The following is a 17,460-nucleotide window of genomic DNA, read 5'->3' as shown; positions in this document are numbered from 1 at the left end:
GGGGCTCTTGGTGCGGTTTGGTTGGGCAGGGGTGCATCTCATGCGTTCAGAGCGAACAAAACCCTGATTTGTCTAGACGTTTCTTGTTGGCGGGCGTAGCATCTTTCGAACCCCAGTCGGGAAGTAGCGAAGGAGCTGTGATCCCAATGACCCCAACCATCCCCGAGACGATGAGAGCTGCCGTCCTGCGAGACGTCGCCGACGGCATGAAGGTGGAAACCATCCGCACCCCGCGACCCAGGACCGGCGAGGTGCTGGTCAGGGTCTCCGCCTGCGGAATGTGTCACTCCGACCTGCACGTCATCAGCGGGGCAATCGCCTTCCCCACCCCCTGCGTCCTGGGCCACGAGGTGGCGGGTGAGGTGGTGGAGATCGGGCCCCACAACGAACACTCCGGGCTGACCGTCGGCGACCGGGTGGCCGGGGGCTTCCTGATGCCCTGCGGACAGTGCGAACCCTGCGCCGCCGGTCGCGACGACCTGTGCGAACCGTTCTTCTCCCTCAACCGGCTCAAGGGTCGCCTCTACGACGACACCACCCGCCTGTTCGACCTCGACGGCAACCCCATCTGGATGTACTCGATGGGAGGGCTGGCCGAGTACTGCGTCATCCCCTCGACCTCCGTCGCGAAGCTGCCCAACGGCGTCGAACCCGTCGCGGGGGCGATCCTGGGTTGCGCGGCCATGACCGCCTACGGCGCGGTGCGGCGCGGCGCCGACCTGCGCTACGGCGAGACCGTCGCCGTGGTCGCCACCGGCGGTGTCGGGTCGAACGTGATCCAGATCGCCAAGGCGTTCGGGGCCCGCCGGATCGTCGCGATCGACGTCGCCGACGACAAACTGGCGGCCGCGGTCGAACTGGGCGCCACCGACACGGTGAACTCGGCGAAGGTGAACGCCCGCGAGGCCGTGATGGAGCTGACGGGCGGCCGGGGCGTCGACGTCGCCTTCGAGGTGCTGGGGCGGCCGCAGACGTGGCTCACCGCCCTCGACGTGCTGCGCGACGGCGGCCGGATGGTGCCGATCGGGCTGGGGGCCGGGGTGCAGAAGGCGGAGGTGGAGATCAACCGCACGGTGCGCAGGTCGCAGTCGATCATCGGTTCCTACGGGGCCAGGACCCGCCGCGACCTGCCGGAGGTGGTGCGGATGGCCGCCTCCGGCGTCATCGACTACCGGCACATCGTGAGCCGTCGCTACGGGCTCGATGAGGTCGCCGCCGGCTACCAGCAGCTCCACGACGGCCAGATCACCGGCAGGGCGGTGGTCGACATGTCGCTGTGACGAGTGGTCGCGCGGGTTACGGGTGATCCGCGGCTCGGTGCACTCAGTGCAGCAGGTACAGCGACGAGACGATGGTCAGCGCGATGATGACGCGAGTGAACCACGTCTCGTCGATGCGGCGGATCACCACGCGACCCAGCCAGGTGCCCAGCAGCACGACGGGCGCCAGGACCAGCAGCGGCACCAGCATCTCGCCGCCCAGCAGCCCGAGACCGAGCGAGAACGGCAACTTCGCCACGTTGATGAGGAAGAAGAACCACGCCTGGGTGCCGAGGAAACGGATCATGTCGAAACGGGCCGCCAGGAAGTACAGCGTCATGACGGGGCCGCCGGCGTTCGCGGCCATCGTCGTGAAACCCCCGAGGGTGCCGTAGCCGATCCGCGCCGGCAAACCCTGCGCGGCGTCGTCGAGGCCGCGCCGCATGCTCCACAGGGTCAGGGCCGTCAACGCCAGCAGGATGACGCCGATGGTTCGTCGCATGGTGGTGTTGTCGGCCCAGGCCAGGAACGTAGCCCCCACTACCAGGCCGACGATCACCGGGGGCGCCAGGCGCAGCAGGGTCCTGAAATCGGCGTCCCTGCGGTAGACCCAGATCGCGACGAGGTCGCCGGTCATCAACAGCACCAGCAGCACCGCCGTCGACTCGCGGGCGGGCAGCACGGCGGCGAACATCGCGGCCACGAAGGTCGCGAGCCCGGGGAGTGCGGTCTTCGCGACCCCGACGAGCAACGCCCCGGTGATCAACACCCCCCAGGTCAGTGCCGTCAACTCGATCACCGGGCCAGCCTAGACACCTTCGTGCGGTGAAGGGTGGCGGCTGAACCCGGTTTTGCAGCACTCAAGCCGGTTAGGACCGCTCCAGGTGTGATTTGGGGAGTTGAGTGCTGCAAAACCGGGTGTTTCAGGGGATGACCCGGTCCCCGGTCGCCGGGTTTGGAGCGAATCAGACCCGGACCACCCTGACCCCGTCGGGAAGGGAAGCCAGACGGTCCTCCGGGGTGCCCCGGTCCAGGATGAGCACGTCGTAGTCGGTCAGCGGGGCCACCCGGTGGAGGGCCCGGCGATCGAACTTGCTGTGGTCGACGTAGAGCACCCGCAGCGACGACGAGGCCAACATGGCGCGTTTCACCTCGGCGGCCTCCTCCGTGGGGTGGTAAGCGGCGCCGTCGGTGATGGCCGAGGCCGACATGAACACCGCATCGGCCCGCATCTGCTGGATGGCGCGCACGGTCATGGGGCCGAACAGGGCATCCGCCCAGGCCAGGTACTCGCCGCCGGTCATCAACAGCCGGATGCCGGGGTTGTCCTCCAGTTCGCGGGCGACGGGCTGGTAGTTGGTGATCACCGTCAGCGGGGTGCGGCGCGACAGCAGCCGGGCCAGGGGCAGGCCCGTCGACGAGTCGTCGAGCATGATCGCCGACCCCGTCTCGACGAATTCCAGGGCCGCCTCGCCGAGCCGCTGCTTGACGTCGATGTCCTGGCCCACCCGGTGGCGTGACGAGGCCTCCTGCAGGTTCGAGGCGGCGGCCGTGACCACCCCCTTGACCCGTCGCAGCAACCCCAGGCGCTCCAGCTCCCCGAGGTCGCGGTAGACGGTCATGGTGGACACCGACGCGAAGCGGGCGATCTCCTCGACGGTGCGGCTCCCGGCCGCGCTTACGAACTCCTGGATGGCGCGCTGCCGCTGCCGCTGGCCGGCGGCGCTGCCGCGTCCTCGGCGCGTGGTTGCCATGGCTTCCTCCCTCGCCTCACGGTACCGCAGGAGTCGCGGAAACCATGGTCCGGGTCACATAATTCGTGATAGCATCCACACATATATGGTTGTGAATCACACAAAGGGGTTCTGATGAGCACCATCACGATTCTCGGCGCAGGGGCCATGGGATCGGCCATCGCCACTCCACTGATCGATGCCGGACACCGGGTCAGGCTGTGGGGCACCCACCTGGACGACCACCTCGTCGCCGCCGTCCGGGTCGGGGATCCGCACCCCCGCACCGGGGTGGTGGTGCCGCCCGAGGTCACCTCCTACTTCTCCTCCGACATCGACGTCGCCATGGCCGGCGCCGACGTCGTCGTGCTTGCCGTCTCCTCGCCCGGCGTGGTGGACATCACCCGCCTGGCAGCGCCCTTCCTCACGGACGTGCGTGCCGTCTGGCTCACGTCCAAGGGATTCGCCCCCGACGGGTCGGGACACGTCCAGCTGCTGCCGCAGGTGATGGAGGAGGTGCTCGCGCAGGAGAAGACCCGCGTCCCGCCGATCGTCGCGATAGGCGGCCCCTGCAAGGCCAACGAGGTGGCCTCCCGCCACCCCACCGCCCCGATCTTCGCCGCCGAGGCCCCCGAGCGCTGGGCCCGGATGGCCACCACCCGCCAGTACCGGGTCGCCCACACCACCGACCGCGACGGCGTCGAACTGTGCGCGGCCCTCAAGAACGTCTACGCCATCGCCCTCGGAATCGCGGACGGGATGAGCGAGCTGGGCGATCAGCCCTTCCATGACCTCAAGGCCGCCGCCTTCGCGCGGGCCCTGGCGGAGCTGCGGCTGCTCCTCGACGCCGAGGGGGCCGACCCGTGGACCGCCCTCGGGCTGGCGGGCGCGGGCGACCTGGAGGTCACCGGCCTGTCCGGGCGCAACAAGGTGTACGGGATGCGGATCGGTGGCGGCGAGCGTGCCGACGAGGCCCTCGCCGAGATGACCGCCGCCGAGCAGACCGTGGAGGGCGTGCCCGCCGTCGAGTTCGCCCTGCGATTCGTCCAGCAGCGTCACCCGCGGCTGGTCGACGACCTTCCGCTGCTGGTTGCCGTCCACGCCGTCGTGCACCAGGGGCGGACCGCCGACGAAATCAAGGAAGCCGCACTTTCCCTCTGAGACCTCGACCTCCCTTCGAGACCCCCCGACCCAGGCAGGTGCCACATGTCCGATTCCCCCGTCATACTCGCCCTCGACTCCTCCACCACCGCGACCAAGGCCATCGCCTTCGACCTGGACGGGCACGCCGTCGCCGAGGCCCGCCGCGACTACCTCCGCAACACCCCCAGGCCCGGCTGGCAGGAACAGGACGCCACCGACTGGTGGCGGGCCGCGGCCGAGGCCATCCGGGAGGTCACCGGGAAACTGGAGGGCAGCGGGCGGGAGATCCTGTCGCTGTGCATGACCCACCAGCGGGAGTCCTTCGTGCTGCTCGACGAGCACGACGCCCCGATCCGGCCCGCCGTGCTGTGGCTGGACACTCGCGCCGCCGACCAGATCGCGCGGTTCGGCAACGACCAGGTTCATGCGCTGTCCGGGAAACCCCCGTCCACGACCCCCAGTCTCTACAAGCTGATCTGGCTGGCCGAACACGAACCACAGGCGATGCGCGCGGCCCGGCGGGTGGTGGAGGTGCACGCCTACCTCACCCACGAACTGACCGGGAAGTGGGTGACCAGCTGGGCCACCGCCGACCCGATGGCGGTGCTGGACATGAGCTCCTTCGAGTACTCCGAGGAGCTGCTGGCCCTGGCCGGTCTCGGCCTCGACCAGATGGCCGAGCTGCGGCCGCCCGGCAGCGTCATGGCCACCGTCACCGACGACGTGGCCGACTCGCTGGGCCTGCCGCGCGACCTGCCCGTCGTCGCTGGAGCGGGGGACGGCCAGTCCGCCGGGCTGGGCGCCAACGTCACCACGGCGTCGCGGGCCTATCTCAGCCTCGGCACCTCCATGACCATGGGAATCCACTCGGAGCAGTACCTGTACTCGCGGGCCTTCCGCACCCTGTCGAGTCCCATCGCGGGCAGCTACACTCTGGAGGCGCTGCTCAGTTCCGGCGGGCTGTGCATCGCGTGGTTCCGGGACCGGCTCTCGGGGATGGATCCCGCCGACGGGCCGATCGAGCCGCGCCTGGAGGAACTCGCCGCCGGGGTTCCCGCCGGTGCGCGCGGGGTGCAGTTCCTGCCCTACCTGACCAGCGCGGAAACCCCCTACTGGGACGCTAACGCGCGCGGATCCTTCGTCGGTTTCTCCGACACCCACGGCGTCCCGGAGCTGTACCGGGCGCTGCTGGAGGGCCTGGCCCTGGAGGAACGGGTGTCGCTGAAACGGGTGGAGAAGGCGACGGGAACGCCGGTGGAGCGTCTCGTGGTGATGGGCGGCGGGACGAAATCGCCGCTGTTCAACCAGATCCTCGCCGACGCGCTGCAACGCCCCATCGACGTGTGCGCCGAGACGGAGACCACCTGCCTCGGGGCCGCGATCCTGGGGGCGGCCGCCGTCGGGGCGGGCGGGGTCACGGACGTGAAGGAAACGGCGGCGAGGATGAGCCGGGTATCGCACACCGTCGCCCCGCAACCCCACCTGAAGAAGCTCTACAAGAAGGCCGCGAAGGCCCACGCGGCCCTGTACCCGGCGCTGCGCAAGGTGTTCCCCGTCATCGCGGAACTGCGCGAAAAAGCGAGCTGAACCCCCGGTCGCTCAGGAAACGCCACCCGGGATGTCGGTGTGGGTGAAGTCGTTGCCCTTGAAGAGCAGCGGCTCGCCCGTCACCTTTGCAGCTGCGTAGCTGAAGCAGTCGCCGAAGTTGAGTTTCGCCGGCGAACCCGATCCGCGGCCGAATCGCTTGTGGGCGCGGATGGCCTCGTACAAGTGCTCGGCATTGATGTCGAGCACCTCGATGCCAGTTCTGGTGATGAACTTCTCAGCAAGCCCCGGGCGTTCTCTGAGCACGATCGCGAGTTCCAACACAGAAGCAGCCGACATCCTGATGTTGTCCGTTGTGGCGAGAATTCTCTTGAAGGTCTCCGCTCGGGCTCCTCTTTGAGGATTGCGACACCTACAGATGTGTCGACTATCACTTCGGTAGTCCGTTCTCGTCGTAGATGTCGTCGTCTGTCAGGAAAAGATGCCGGTACGGTGCGGCTTCGGCCTGGAGTTTCTCGATGGCGGCCAGCCGGTCGAGTCGTCGTTGTTCATCCTTGGTGAGCTGCTGCTCGACCGCGTCCCGGACCACCTCCGTGGCCGTGACGCCGCGTTGTTTCGCGAGATGGTCGACCATGGCCCGCACGCGGGGATCGTCGATGATGAGTGGCCTCATGAAACAAGTTTAAAAGGTCGCCAACGTGTGGAGGTTGGTGAACAGCTGGTGGGTCAGGTCGGGTTGAAGGTGGCGACCGGCTGGTTCGTGAAACGGGAGTAGTGGCCCTGGAAGAGGGCATCGATCTTGTCGAGCTGTGAGTCTCGTCGCGAACCAGCGCGTGCAAAAATAAAGGGCATGATTGACCCCGATCTCCTTCTCAACCGCACCGACGCTGTCGCGTCCGCCCTCGAAACGAAGGGCACCGCGCGCGAGTCCGTGATCGCGGCCCGTGATGCGCTCCTCGAACGGCGATCGGTACGGCAGAAGCTCGACGAATTGCGTGCGGAATTGAATCGGCACAGCAAAGTGGTGGGCGAAGCCATGAAAGCTCACGATTCGCAGGCGGAGACGCTTCGGGGACAGTTGTCAGAACTGAAATCCTCGATCCGCGACGCCGAACAGCGGGCACGAGACGCGGATGACGCCTACACCCGGCTCGCGCTCGTGCTGCCGAACCTGCCTGATCCTGCAGCACCGGTGGGACTCGATGAGAGCGACAACGTCATCCTGCGGCACGAGGGAACCCCGCGTGCGGATGAGGTTCCGCCGCACTGGGAGATCGCGGAGGCCCAGGGATGGTGGGAGCCCGAGAGGGCCGCGCGGATGAGCGGGTCCGGGTTCGCCATTCTTCGCGGTGACGGTGCGCGCCTGCTGCGGGCTCTTCCGCAGTACGCGCTCAACCTCCATCGGGACAAATACACCGAGTTCGTCGTGCCGCACATGATGCTTCGCGACACGATGGTGGGCACCGGACACCTTCCCAAGTTCGCGGACGACGCCTACGCCACGACAGATGACCGTTGGCTGATCCCCACGGGCGAGGTGCCGCTGACGGCGATGCACCGCGGTGAGATCCTCGACGCCGACTCCTTGCCGTTCCACTACACGACCTACACGGTCTGTTTCCGCAGGGAGGCCGGTGCAGCCGGAAAGGACACCCGGGGGATGCAACGGCTGCACGAGTTCCACAAGGTCGAATTCATGATCTACTGCCGGGCCGATCAGGTGGCGGCTGAGTTCGCGGGCTTGTTGCACGACGCAGAAACGAGCCTTCGAGGTCTCGGGTTGCCCTATCGCGTCGTCGACCTCGCCACGGGCGACCTGACCTTCTCCTCGGCGCGCATCCACGACCTCGAGGTTCACAGCCCCGGGGTCGGGCGGTGGCTCGAGGCTTCCTCGGTCGGCAATTTCTCCGATTTCCAGGCGCGGCGCAGCAACATCCGGGTGAGGGATGCGACCAGGAAAACGGTGCCGGTGCACACGCTCAACGGGTCCGCGTTGGCGACGCCGCGGGTGTGGGCTGCGCTTCTCGAGAATGGCTACCAGGCGGACGGTACCGTCCGGGTACCCGAGGCGCTGGTCCAGTACCTCGGAACCGACACGCTGGGTGTGCCGCGTGCGCACTGACAGGTGAGCCCAGCGGCCGTCGGCGTCGCGGGGTAGTGCTGACGTTGGTTGGCCCACTCCGCGCGATGACGAGAAGCGGATCTCATGTCCCCTTCGCACGCCCGGTCATCGACCTGACATCCACCGAGACCCGCGACGCTGTCCGGAGTGCTCCGCCACGCGCAGCACTTCAGGGTCAGGTCGGGTTGAAGGTGGCGACCGGCTGGTTCGTGAATCGGGAGTAGTGACCCTGGAAGAGGGCGTCGATCTTGTCGAGCTGGCCGTTGCGGTGCTTGAGGATGTGGAAGGCTGCCTGGCCGCGTTCCTCGTCGGTGGGGTTCTGGGTGTAGAGCTCGGGGCGGTGCAGCATGATCACGATGTCGGCGTCCTGTTCGAGGGACCCGGATTCGCGCAGGTCGGCGAGCTGCGGCACCCCGTCCTTGCGCTGCTCGGCGTTGCGGCTGAGCTGCGACAGCGCGATCACCGGCACCTCCAGCTCCTTGGCGAGAAGCTTGATCTGGCGCGAGAACTCCGAGACCTCCAGCTGCCGGGACTCCACCTTCTTGCCCGAGGTCATCAGCTGGATGTAATCGATGCAGATCAGCTGAAGGTTGTTGCGCTGTTTGAGGCGACGGGCCTTGGCGCGGATCTCCATCATCGTCAGGTTGGGGGAGTCGTCGATGAACAGCGGTTTCCCGGAGAGAGTGACGGAGCGGTCGGTGATGCGCTGCCAGTCGTTCTCGTCCATGCGCCCGCCGCGGATCTTCTGCAGCGGCACCGAGGCCTCCGCGCTCAGGATCTTCATCACGATCTCGGTGCGGCTCATCTCCAGGGAGAAGAACACCGTGGCCAGGTCGTGGTGGATGGCTGCGGCGCGGCAGACGTCGAGGGCGAAGGTGGACTTTCCCACGCCGGGGCGGGCGGCGACGATGACCATCTGGCCGGGGTGGAGGCCGTTGGTCAGGGAATCGAGCTCGTTGAAACCGGTTGGCACCCCGGACAGGGCGTCGCCGGAGTTCGCGATGGCCTCCATCTCGTCGAAGGTCGGTTCCATCAGGTCGTTGAGCGACCGGTAGTCCTCGCTGGCCCTGGCGCCCGTCACCTCGAACAGCGTCTGCTGGGCCTCGTCGACTATCTTGTCCACCTCGCCCTGCCCCTGGTAGCCGAGCTGCGCGATCCGGATCGAGGCGTTGACGAGGCGTCGCAGGATGGCCTTCTCGCGCACGATCTCCGCGTAGTAGGAGGCGTTGGCGGCGATGGAGATGGTGGCGAGGAGGTCGTGGAGGTAGACGGCCCCGCCGACGCGCTGGAGGTCGCCGGTGCGGCCCAGTTCGGCGGCGACGGTGATGGGGTCGGCGGGCTCGCCGCGGCCGTAGAGGCTGATGATCGACTCGAAGATGGTCTCGTGTTTCGGCTGGTAGAAGTCGCTGCCGCGCAGAACCTCGACCACGTCGGAGATGGCGTCCTTGCTCATCAGCATGGCCCCGAGGACGCTCTGCTCGGCCTGGAGATCCTGCGGGGGGGTGCGCCCCACCGTCTCCTCGGCGTATTCCTCCGACATGCTTTCCCTTCCTGGCCCCCGCCGACGCATCCCGGTCGGACTCATCAATGTAACCCCGCCCCGCGACGACCGCCGCCCGGGCTGTGGAAAACTCTGTGGACAGCTGTGGAAGACCGGTGGGGAAGCGACGGCAACGCTGGCCGGGGTCGGGGGAAAACCGCTCAGAATCGTTATGAAACCGTTACTATTGATGGTGGGGTCGTGCCCCGGGTGGGCTTCCGCGCGTTTCGCTTGCCCTGCCGTCGTGTGCTTGCGCTGTAGCGCTGGCGTTTGCCCACAAGGCTGGCGTTCCCGTCGGGAAGGCCAGCGGACGACGGGAAGGCTGGCGTTTGGCGGGTGGGCTGGCGAGTCGGGGCTGGTGCCGTGGGTGTGGTGTCTTTCTCCTGGTTCGCTTGCCTTGCCGTCGTGTGCTTGCGCTGTAGCGCTGGCGTTTGTCCATAAGGCTGGCGTTCCCGTCGGGAAGGCAGGCGAATGGCGGGAAGGCAAGCGGACCGGAGACGGGGAACGCTTGAAGCGGTTACCCCTGGGGGGTATGGTTGGCGGAGTGGAAAACGAACACGAGTGCTGCCACGCACAGCACGGTTACACCGCCGACAAGCAGGCCTACCTGCGGCGGCTCCGGCTGATCGAGGGCCAGGCGCGCGGGATCGCCCGCATGGTGGAGCAGGACGAGTACTGCATCGACATCATGACGCAGATCTCCGCCGTCACCAGCGCCCTCAAGGCGGTGTCCATGGCCCTGTTGAAGGACCACCTCGAACACTGCGTCGCGGCCGCCGTGCGTGAGGGCGGGGACGCCGCCCAGGAGAAGTTCGACGAGGCCATGACCGCCATCTCCCGGTTGGCCCGCTGAACGCGGAAACCCCTCCGGCAAGGGCCGGAGAAAACGTCAGACCCCCGGATCGCACCGGGGGTCGGAAAGGAAACAACCATGAAGACCGACTACGCCGTCGCAGGGATGACCTGCGGACACTGCGCCTCCCACGTCACCGAGGAGATCCAGACCATCAAGGGCGTCAAGAGCGTCAGCGTCGACTGGGAATCGGGCCGGATGGTCATCGAATCCGACGAGAAGATCCCCTTCGACGCGGTCGTCGAGGCCGTCGCCGAGGCCGGCGACTACACCGTCAAAGAGGCCTGAGACGTGGCAACGAACCACACAGGACACGCAGGAGGTGAGCAATAGATGACCAACACCGGTGTGGTGGAGCGGGGTTCCACCGGGGGCGCCAAGAACTCGGTGGCGATCTCCCTCGACCTGACGGGCATGACCTGCGCCTCCTGTGCCAACCGCATAGAGAAGAAACTCAACAAGGTCGACGGGGTGCAGGCCACCGTCAACTACGCCACCGAGAAGGCCAGCGTGCAGGCCCCGAAGGGCACCACCGTCCAGGATCTGATCGCCGTGGTGGAGGCCGCAGGCTACGGGGCCCGCGAGACCACCGTCGAGCCCCGGGAGGAACGCGCCGACGTGCTCCTGCCGCGGGTGCAGCTGGCATTCACGCTGGCGGTCCCCGTGATCGCGGTCTCGATGGTGCCCGCCCTGCAGTTCCCCGGCTGGCAGTGGCTGGCATTGCTGCTGACCACCATCGTCGTGTTCTGGTGCGGGCGCAGCTTCCACAGGGCCGCGCTCACCAACATCCGGCACGGCGCCACCACCATGGACACCCTGGTCAGTCTCGGCACCTCGGTGGCGTGGTTGTGGTCGGTGGTGGCCATGTTCTTCGGGCATGCCGGCGCCATCGGCATGACCCACGAGTTCACGCTGACCCTCGGTCGCGCCGACCCGATGGGCAGCGTCTACTTCGAGGCCGCCGCGGGCGTGGTCGCCTTCCTGCTGCTGGGCCGCTGGATCGAGGCCCGCTCCAAGCGGGAGGCCGGATCCGCGGTGCGGGCGCTGCTGGAGGTCGGCGCGAAGGAGGCGACGATCCTGCGCGACGGCGCGGAGGTCGCGATTCCAGCGGGTGAGCTGTCGCTCAACGACCTCATCGTGGTGCGTCCCGGAGAGAAGGTGGCCGCCGACGGTGTGGTGGTCGAGGGCAGTTCCGCCGTCGACGCCGCCGTCATCACGGGCGAGTCGCTGCCGGTGGAGGTCGGCCCGGGCTCGGCGGTGGTGGGCGGGTCGGTCAACGCCACGGGACGCCTGGTGGTCAAGGCGACGGCGGTCGGGTCGGCCACACAGGTGGCGCAGATCGCGCGGCTCGTCGAGGAAGCCCAGACCGGCAAGGCCCGGGCCCAGCGCCTGGCGGACCGGATCACGGAGTTCTTCGTGCCCGCCGTGCTGGCGCTGGCCATGCTCACCTTCATGGTGCAGCTGCTCGCAGGTGCGGGGTCCACCTTTGCGCTCACCGCGGGCATCGCGGTGCTCATCATCGCCTGCCCGTGCGCGCTCGGGCTCGCCACCCCGTCGGCGCTGCTGGTGGGCACCGGTCGCGGCGCCGAGCTGGGCGTGATCATCCGCGGCGCCCAGGCCCTGGAGAAGGCCCGTTCCGTGCAGGCGGTGGTGCTGGACAAGACCGGCACCCTCACCACGGGGAGGATGTCGGTGCTGGAGGTCGCGCCCGCCGAGGGCGTGGACGAGGCCGAGCTGCTGGCCGTCGCCGCGGCCGTGGAGGCCGGCTCCGAGCATCCCATCGCCCGCGCCGTCGTGGAGCGCGCCGAGGATGTACCCGCGGCGGAGCGGTTCGAGGCCCTGCCCGGTATCGGGGCGCGGGCCCTGCTCGACGGGGTTCCGGTGGCGGTGGGTTCCCGGCGTCTGCTGGCCGAGCAGGGCATCGAGCCCCCCGGCGAGGCCGGTCGGCTCGGCAGCGAGGTGTTCGTCGTCCGTGACGGCGCGCTGCTGGGGCGGATCGTGGTCGGCGACCAGCTCAAACCCGGGGCCGAGCAGGCCGTGGCCGGGTTGAGGGACCTGGGATTGCGACCGGTGCTGCTGACCGGTGACTCGTGGGCCGTGGCCCGGGAGGTGGCCTCGCAGGTGGGCATCGAGGACGTGCACGCCGAGGTCCTGCCGCAGGGCAAGGCCGAGGTGATCACCGGGCTGCAGGCCGATGGGATGCGGGTGGCGATGGTCGGCGACGGGGTGAACGACGCCGCGGCGCTTGCCACCTCCGACCTCGGCATCGCGATGGGCGCGGGCACCGACGCGGCCATGGCCGCCAGCGACCTCACCCTGATGCGCGACGACCTGATGGGCGTGGTGGACGCCATCCGGCTCTCCCGCGCCACGGAACGCACCATCCGTGGCAACCTGTTGTGGGCCTTCTTCTACAACGTCGCGGCCATCCCGGTGGCGGCCCTCGGGTTGCTGACCCCGATGATCGCAGGGGCGGCCATGGCCTGCTCCAGCGTGTTCGTGGTGCTGAACTCTCTCAGGTTGCGTAACTTCCGCTGAGGCCATCCGTCGCGGCTCCCCGGCCCCCACCAATTCCTCCCGGATATCGGGGGTCATTGTGAAACCCGTGGTCACGTGAGGATTCGCACCCCGGGATGCGGGTGCCGACGCGGGACTGTTACCAGTTGGGAGGGCCGAGGGTTGCAATCGAACTGCGCGGTCCTGAGAGATTCTCAGGTTTCGTTTGGAATTAAATCTGCGCTCGGCTAGGCTGACCCAGCCGGTAAGTTCCGGGAAGTCTCAGACCAGGAAGAGATCTATGGCCAAGAAACACGTGGTTATTGCCGCAGTGGCAGGTGGGGTGGCGCTGACGATCGCCGGTGGCGTCGCCGTCGCGATGGCACTGCACAAGAACGATGTGATCCTTTCCGTGGACGGGGAAACCCACAACGTCTCGGTTCGCGAGGACACCGTGCAGCAAGTACTCGAGAAGGACGGGATCACCGTCGGCGAGCACGACGTGGTCGCCCCGTCGCTGGACACCAAGATCACCAACGGCATGGAGATCACCGTCCTCTACGGACGTCAGCTCCAGCTGACCATCGACGGCGAGGCACGCACCGCATGGACCACCGCCCGCACCGTCGAAGATGCGCTGACGCAACTCAACCTCAACGATCCCGACTCCAAGCTGTCCGCTTCCCGGTCGGCCGCCATCGGCCGCGAAGGGCTCTCCTTCAACATCAGCACCCCCAAGAACGTGACCATCGACGCCGCGGGCACCCCGGTCGAACTGCGGGTCGCCGGGACCGTCGGCGACGCCCTGACCGCCGCCAAGGTGACCCCCGACGAGGACGATGTCGTCACCCCCGCCGCGGACACCTCCCTCACCGATGGCCTGGCCATCAGCTACACCAACGTCGAGCAGCGCACCACCAGCAAGGAGGAAGCGGTCCCCTTCGAGAAGAAGGAGGAGAAGTCCGACGAGCTGGAGGAGGGCAAGACCAAGGTCACCACCGAGGGTGTCAACGGCGTCAAGACCCAGAACTTCGTCGAGGTCTACCACAATGGCACGCTGGTTTCCTCCGAACTCCAGAACGAGCAGGTCACCAAGGAACCCGTCACCCAGGTGACCCAGGTCGGTACCAAGAAGAAGGCCAGCAAGTCGTCCGAGGGCGGCTCCGGCTCGGGTAGTGGCGGCGACGGTGACCTCAGCCCCGCCAACGGCAGCTCCTGCAAGGCCTCCTACTACTGGCAGGGACAGATGACGGCCTCCGGGGAGCGGTTCAACCCCAGCGATCTCACCGCCGCCCACAAGACCCTTCCCCTCGGCAGCAAGGTCAAGGTGACCAACCCGAGCAACGGCAAGACCGTCGTGGTTCGCATCAACGACCGCGGCCCCTACATCGCCGGACGCTGCCTGGACCTGTCCAAGGCCGCCATGGAAACCATCGGCGGCACCTCCTCCGGGGTGATCACCGTCAACTACGAGGTCCTCTGACAAATAAGAACGTGGCTTTCGAGCCCTTCCTCAATTCCCGCCGAACCCCTGCGCCCACCTCCGCGCAGGGGTTCGGTGGGTCCTGGGGGTCTGTTCCCCAAACTGGTTGAGCCGACCCTCACGAGCATCAGCGAGTGGGTCGTGTCGAAACCGTGCGGCGGGTGAATGGTGGTCGGGTCTGGCCGCCGGCTGCGGGGTGGTTTCGACACGGGTCGCTCCTTCGTCGCGCCCCGGCTCAACCAGCTTTGGGGTAGGGAGGTTCGTGCCCCGGTTCAACCGGCTTTGGGGTAGGGAGGTTCGCGTCCCGGTTCAATCAGCCTGGGGGAGGGGGCGACGCCGGGCGACCTGCTGGTAGATCCGAAGCATCTCCTGGGCCTGTGACTCAATCGTCCACTGGCCCGCCAGGCGACGCGAGGTCTCGGATGCGCGGGCCCGCCACTGGGCATCGGGCAGTTTCTCGATGATCCGCATGATGGCGGCCGCCAGGGAGGCGGGGGTGGGGCTGGCGAGTTCGGCGTTCACTCCCGGTTCCAGCACCAGTTGCAGCTCCGGATCCACCGAGACGATCGGCAGGCCAGCCAGTGCCGCCTCGTGCAGGACCAGGGCCTGGGTGTCGGTCTGGCTGGGGAAGGCGTACAGGTCCCCCATCTCGTAGAACGCCCCCAGCGACTCGCGTTTCTGCTCACCCGGCAGGATGATGTGGCCGCGTCGCCTGCCCGCGTCGAGGACCTTCGCGATCTTCGGGTAACGCTGCCAGTCGCCGACCACCATGAGCTGCGCATCCGGACGCTGAGCCACGACCAGCTCAAACGCCTCGCACAGCAGCGGCAATCCCTTCTCCGGGGCGATGCGACCCACGTAGATCACCAGCGGACCCGGGCCGCGCGGCACCGGCGGGGGACCCGACGGCAGCGGGTCGACGCCGTTCGGCACCACGATCAGGTTCGCATCCGGCGCCAGGGAAAGGCAGCGGGCGGCGGTCTTCGGCGACGGCGACGTCACCAGATCCGCCGAATCCAGCATCTTCTTGCACAACCCCAGCAGCGTCGCCGTGGAGCGGCCCCGGTCGGCGAACCGGACCGCCGCGTCGCGCAGGTCGGCTGAGTTGAGGATTTCCCCGTGGGTCAGCCTCGCGAATGCCCGCACCACCCCGTGCAGCAGCGGTAGGACCGCGGCGTAGTGGTCGGCGTAGGCGTCGAAGTCGGTGTGCCAGGTCATCAGCATCGGCTTGTTCAACCGTTTCGCGGCCCAGGTGCCGAGCACCCCGACGGTTCCCAGCCCGTGGACGTGGATCACGTCGGGATCGAGTTGGCCGATCCGCTCGATGGTTCGTTCGAAATGCCTGCCGTTGGCGACCCGCGTGGGCATGTTCGGCACCCGCACCGAAGGCAGTCGCAGTTCGACGCGGCCCTCCCGCCCCAGGTGCGGATTCGGCCCCTTGGCCTTCGGCGCGACGACCACGACCTCGTGTCCGGCGTCGAGCAGGTTGCCCTCCAGCTGTTGGACCGCGAACATCAGACCGTTGCTGCCGGGACCGTAGTTGTCGGTGAACTGCGCAACCTTCAGGCGACGTGATGAGTGCTCGGGGTCTTCGGTCACGCCCGACACTCTAGCCGAACCGCCCTCCACACGGTTTTCCGCGCCGAAAATGCCTGTGGATTCCCTGAACGGGATTGGAGACGGTGAAATTGTTTGAGCCGACCTGCGAGTGGCAGTCAGTGGGTAGTGTCGAAACCATGGTGGGGTGGCTTGGAGTGCTGCACGCTTTCGTGGGCGGTGATGAAAAACAGGTTTGAGGGACCGTGATGGCTGGTTCACCTCACGGCTGGTGCCCAACGGGCAACGCCGACTGGGTCATAGAAGCCGTCGCCGAGGAGGTCACGGTGTGGCAGAAACGGTCGAAGGTTTGCCACGAAAACGTTTGACCTTGACGTACCGTCAACGCCTTCACTGGACACAGAGCACGGTGACACCGGCCTGTGACTGGTTTGGAAGGGCGAAGGAGGAGCAGCTGACCACGGCTGCGATACGACGATGGCAAACAATACTTATCTCTTCTCCGGGCAGGGAGCCCAATACCCTGGGATGGGGAAAGAGCTGTGTCTCGACTCCCAGGTCGCGGCCCGCACCTTCGAGGAGGCGAGCGATGCGCTCGGCCTCGACATGCGTGCCCTGTGCTTCGACTCCAGCAACGCCGAGTTGGCGCTGACCGCCAACACTCAACCGGCGATCCTGACGCTCAGCATCGCCCAGTTCCGGACGATCGCGGAACGCGAGGTCATCCTGCCTGACGTTCTCGCTGGCCATTCGCTCGGCGAGATCAGTGCGCTGTGCGCGGCGGGCGCCATCGATTTCGCGGACGCCGTGCGCATCGCTCGGCTTCGGGGAACCCTCATGCAGCAGGCAGTTCCGCAGGGTGAGGGTCTCATGGTGGCCTTGCAAACGCGCGACCACCCCGCCGTCAAGCAGATGTGCGAGGAGATTGCCATGGAGACAGGCGAGGTCATCTCCATCTCGAACTACAACTCCAACACCCAGGTCGTCATCGCCGGCGCGAAGGCGTCCGTGTTGCGCCTCCAGGAGGTAGCCACCCAGCGCGACTGGCGAGCGGTCGTCCTAAATGTCTCGGTGCCCTTCCACTGCGCCCTCATGGAGCCGGTCGTCGAACCGCTCCGTGCGGCTCTCAACGACATCACGTTGCATCCCCTCCAGGTTCCAGTGCTCTCCAATGTCACCGCCGAGCCGTACAAATCCTTTGAGCAGATCACCGACCTGCTTCCCCGCCAAGTGGTCGAACCGGTCCGGTGGGTGGACATCATGACCTGGCTGCGGATGCACAACACCGTCTACGGCGTTGAGGTGGGCCCCGGGGAGGTCCTGACCAAGCTCATGCGGCACACCTACGGAATCGTCAAGATCTTCCCCTACGACCGGCCTGAGGGGGTCGCCGGGCTACGTCGTATGGTGCGTCGCACCACGATCCCCTTTGTCGCGCGCGCTCTCGGGGTCGCCGCCGCGACGCGCAACAACAACAGTGACAACGAAGCCTATGGCCGTGGCGTCGCCCGCCCCTATCAGGAGATGCGGAAGCTCAGCGCCACCATCCTTCGGGAGGAACGCGACGCCACTCCTGACGAGATGCGTCATGGCCTCAAACTGCTCACGGGAATCCTGACGACGAAGAAGGTTCCCGTCGAAGAGCAGGCGGACCGCATTCGACAGCTCTTCCATGACAGTGCCACTCAGGGCGAGTTCGCCGACTTCGACTACGCCTCGCTGCGGTAGG

At 67.3% G+C, this 17,460-nt stretch carries 16 protein-coding genes; 9 read left to right on the top strand and 7 right to left on the bottom strand.

Annotated elements, in window-relative coordinates; translation table 11 throughout:
- Positions 1-146 precede the first annotated feature (146 nt).
- Positions 147-1,280 carry a zinc-binding dehydrogenase gene (locus ACO6D6_RS08265; RefSeq protein WP_484784785.1) on the top strand — a complete coding sequence of 378 codons (1,134 nt, stop codon included), beginning with the start codon at positions 147-149 and terminating at the stop codon, positions 1,278-1,280.
- Between the two features lie 43 nt (positions 1,281-1,323).
- Here ACO6D6_RS08265 and ACO6D6_RS08260 read toward each other — a convergent pair whose 3' ends face one another.
- Both ACO6D6_RS08260 and ACO6D6_RS08255 read right to left on the bottom strand, forming a co-directional pair.
- Positions 1,324-2,058: a sulfite exporter TauE/SafE family protein gene (locus ACO6D6_RS08260; RefSeq protein ID WP_484784784.1), complete on the bottom strand. Its 735-nt coding sequence runs from the start codon at positions 2,056-2,058 to the stop codon at positions 1,324-1,326.
- Between the two features lie 166 nt (positions 2,059-2,224).
- Positions 2,225-3,013 (bottom strand): DeoR/GlpR family DNA-binding transcription regulator, encoded by a 789-nt coding sequence (locus ACO6D6_RS08255; protein ID WP_484784783.1) that lies wholly within the window; start codon positions 3,011-3,013, stop codon positions 2,225-2,227.
- Between the two features lie 114 nt (positions 3,014-3,127).
- Here ACO6D6_RS08255 and ACO6D6_RS08250 point away from each other — a divergent pair, with 114 nt between their 5' ends.
- Positions 3,128-4,153 carry an NAD(P)H-dependent glycerol-3-phosphate dehydrogenase gene (locus ACO6D6_RS08250; RefSeq protein ID WP_484784782.1) on the top strand — a complete coding sequence of 342 codons (1,026 nt, stop codon included), beginning with the start codon at positions 3,128-3,130 and terminating at the stop codon, positions 4,151-4,153.
- 45 nt (positions 4,154-4,198) lie between these two features.
- The gene (locus ACO6D6_RS08245; protein ID WP_484784781.1) at positions 4,199-5,722 is read left to right on the top strand and encodes a xylulokinase; all 1,524 of its coding nucleotides are present in this window, start codon (positions 4,199-4,201) and stop codon (positions 5,720-5,722) included.
- Between the two features lie 12 nt (positions 5,723-5,734).
- Here ACO6D6_RS08245 and ACO6D6_RS08240 read toward each other — a convergent pair whose 3' ends face one another.
- The 3 genes from ACO6D6_RS08240 to ACO6D6_RS08230 all read right to left on the bottom strand — a co-directional run bounded on the left by ACO6D6_RS08240 (position 5,735) and on the right by ACO6D6_RS08230 (position 6,532).
- Positions 5,735-6,019 carry a type II toxin-antitoxin system VapC family toxin gene (locus tag ACO6D6_RS08240; protein WP_484784780.1) on the bottom strand — a complete coding sequence of 95 codons (285 nt, stop codon included), beginning with the start codon at positions 6,017-6,019 and terminating at the stop codon, positions 5,735-5,737.
- A 91-nt stretch (positions 6,020-6,110) separates the two neighbouring features.
- Positions 6,111-6,353 (bottom strand): type II toxin-antitoxin system VapB family antitoxin, encoded by a 243-nt coding sequence (locus tag ACO6D6_RS08235; protein WP_484784779.1) that lies wholly within the window; start codon positions 6,351-6,353, stop codon positions 6,111-6,113.
- Between the two features lie 53 nt (positions 6,354-6,406).
- Positions 6,407-6,532 (bottom strand): hypothetical protein, encoded by a 126-nt coding sequence (locus ACO6D6_RS08230; protein WP_484784778.1) that lies wholly within the window; start codon positions 6,530-6,532, stop codon positions 6,407-6,409.
- Between ACO6D6_RS08230 and serS the strand changes: the two genes are divergently transcribed.
- Complete coding sequence (gene serS, locus ACO6D6_RS08225; protein WP_484784777.1) at positions 6,531-7,802, top strand: serine--tRNA ligase; 1,272 nt, start codon at positions 6,531-6,533, stop codon at positions 7,800-7,802. The two genes, ACO6D6_RS08230 and serS, sit on opposite strands and share 2 nt — an antisense overlap.
- A 175-nt stretch (positions 7,803-7,977) precedes the next feature.
- On the opposite strand, the gene dnaB is transcribed toward serS, so the two are convergent.
- A complete protein-coding gene (dnaB, locus tag ACO6D6_RS08220; RefSeq protein ID WP_484784776.1) occupies positions 7,978-9,342 on the bottom strand; it encodes a replicative DNA helicase in 1,365 nt (454 codons plus the stop codon).
- Between the two features lie 544 nt (positions 9,343-9,886).
- On the opposite strand from dnaB, the gene ACO6D6_RS08215 reads away from it, so the two are divergent.
- From ACO6D6_RS08215 to ACO6D6_RS08200, 4 genes are all read left to right on the top strand, one after another.
- A complete protein-coding gene (locus ACO6D6_RS08215) occupies positions 9,887-10,195 on the top strand; it encodes a metal-sensitive transcriptional regulator (protein ID WP_484784775.1) in 309 nt (102 codons plus the stop codon).
- Between the two features lie 78 nt (positions 10,196-10,273).
- Positions 10,274-10,483, top strand: coding sequence for a heavy-metal-associated domain-containing protein (locus ACO6D6_RS08210; RefSeq protein WP_014845400.1), 210 nt, complete (start codon positions 10,274-10,276; stop codon positions 10,481-10,483).
- A 45-nt stretch (positions 10,484-10,528) separates the two neighbouring features.
- Complete coding sequence (locus tag ACO6D6_RS08205) at positions 10,529-12,733, top strand: heavy metal translocating P-type ATPase (RefSeq protein WP_484784774.1); 2,205 nt, start codon at positions 10,529-10,531, stop codon at positions 12,731-12,733.
- A gap of 259 nt (positions 12,734-12,992) precedes the next feature.
- Complete coding sequence (locus ACO6D6_RS08200; protein ID WP_484784773.1) at positions 12,993-14,174, top strand: septal ring lytic transglycosylase RlpA family protein; 1,182 nt, start codon at positions 12,993-12,995, stop codon at positions 14,172-14,174.
- A 309-nt stretch (positions 14,175-14,483) separates the two neighbouring features.
- Here ACO6D6_RS08200 and ACO6D6_RS08195 read toward each other — a convergent pair whose 3' ends face one another.
- Positions 14,484-15,773, bottom strand: coding sequence for a glycosyltransferase (locus tag ACO6D6_RS08195; protein ID WP_484784772.1), 1,290 nt, complete (start codon positions 15,771-15,773; stop codon positions 14,484-14,486).
- Positions 15,774-16,208: 435 nt separating this feature from the next.
- Between ACO6D6_RS08195 and fabD the strand changes: the two genes are divergently transcribed.
- Positions 16,209-17,459: an ACP S-malonyltransferase gene (gene fabD, locus ACO6D6_RS08190; RefSeq protein WP_484784771.1), complete on the top strand. Its 1,251-nt coding sequence runs from the start codon at positions 16,209-16,211 to the stop codon at positions 17,457-17,459.
- Position 17,460 lies beyond the last annotated feature (1 nt).

Source organism: Arachnia sp., from assembly GCF_057238465.1.
This window is presented reverse-complemented; position numbering and strand designations above follow the sequence as displayed.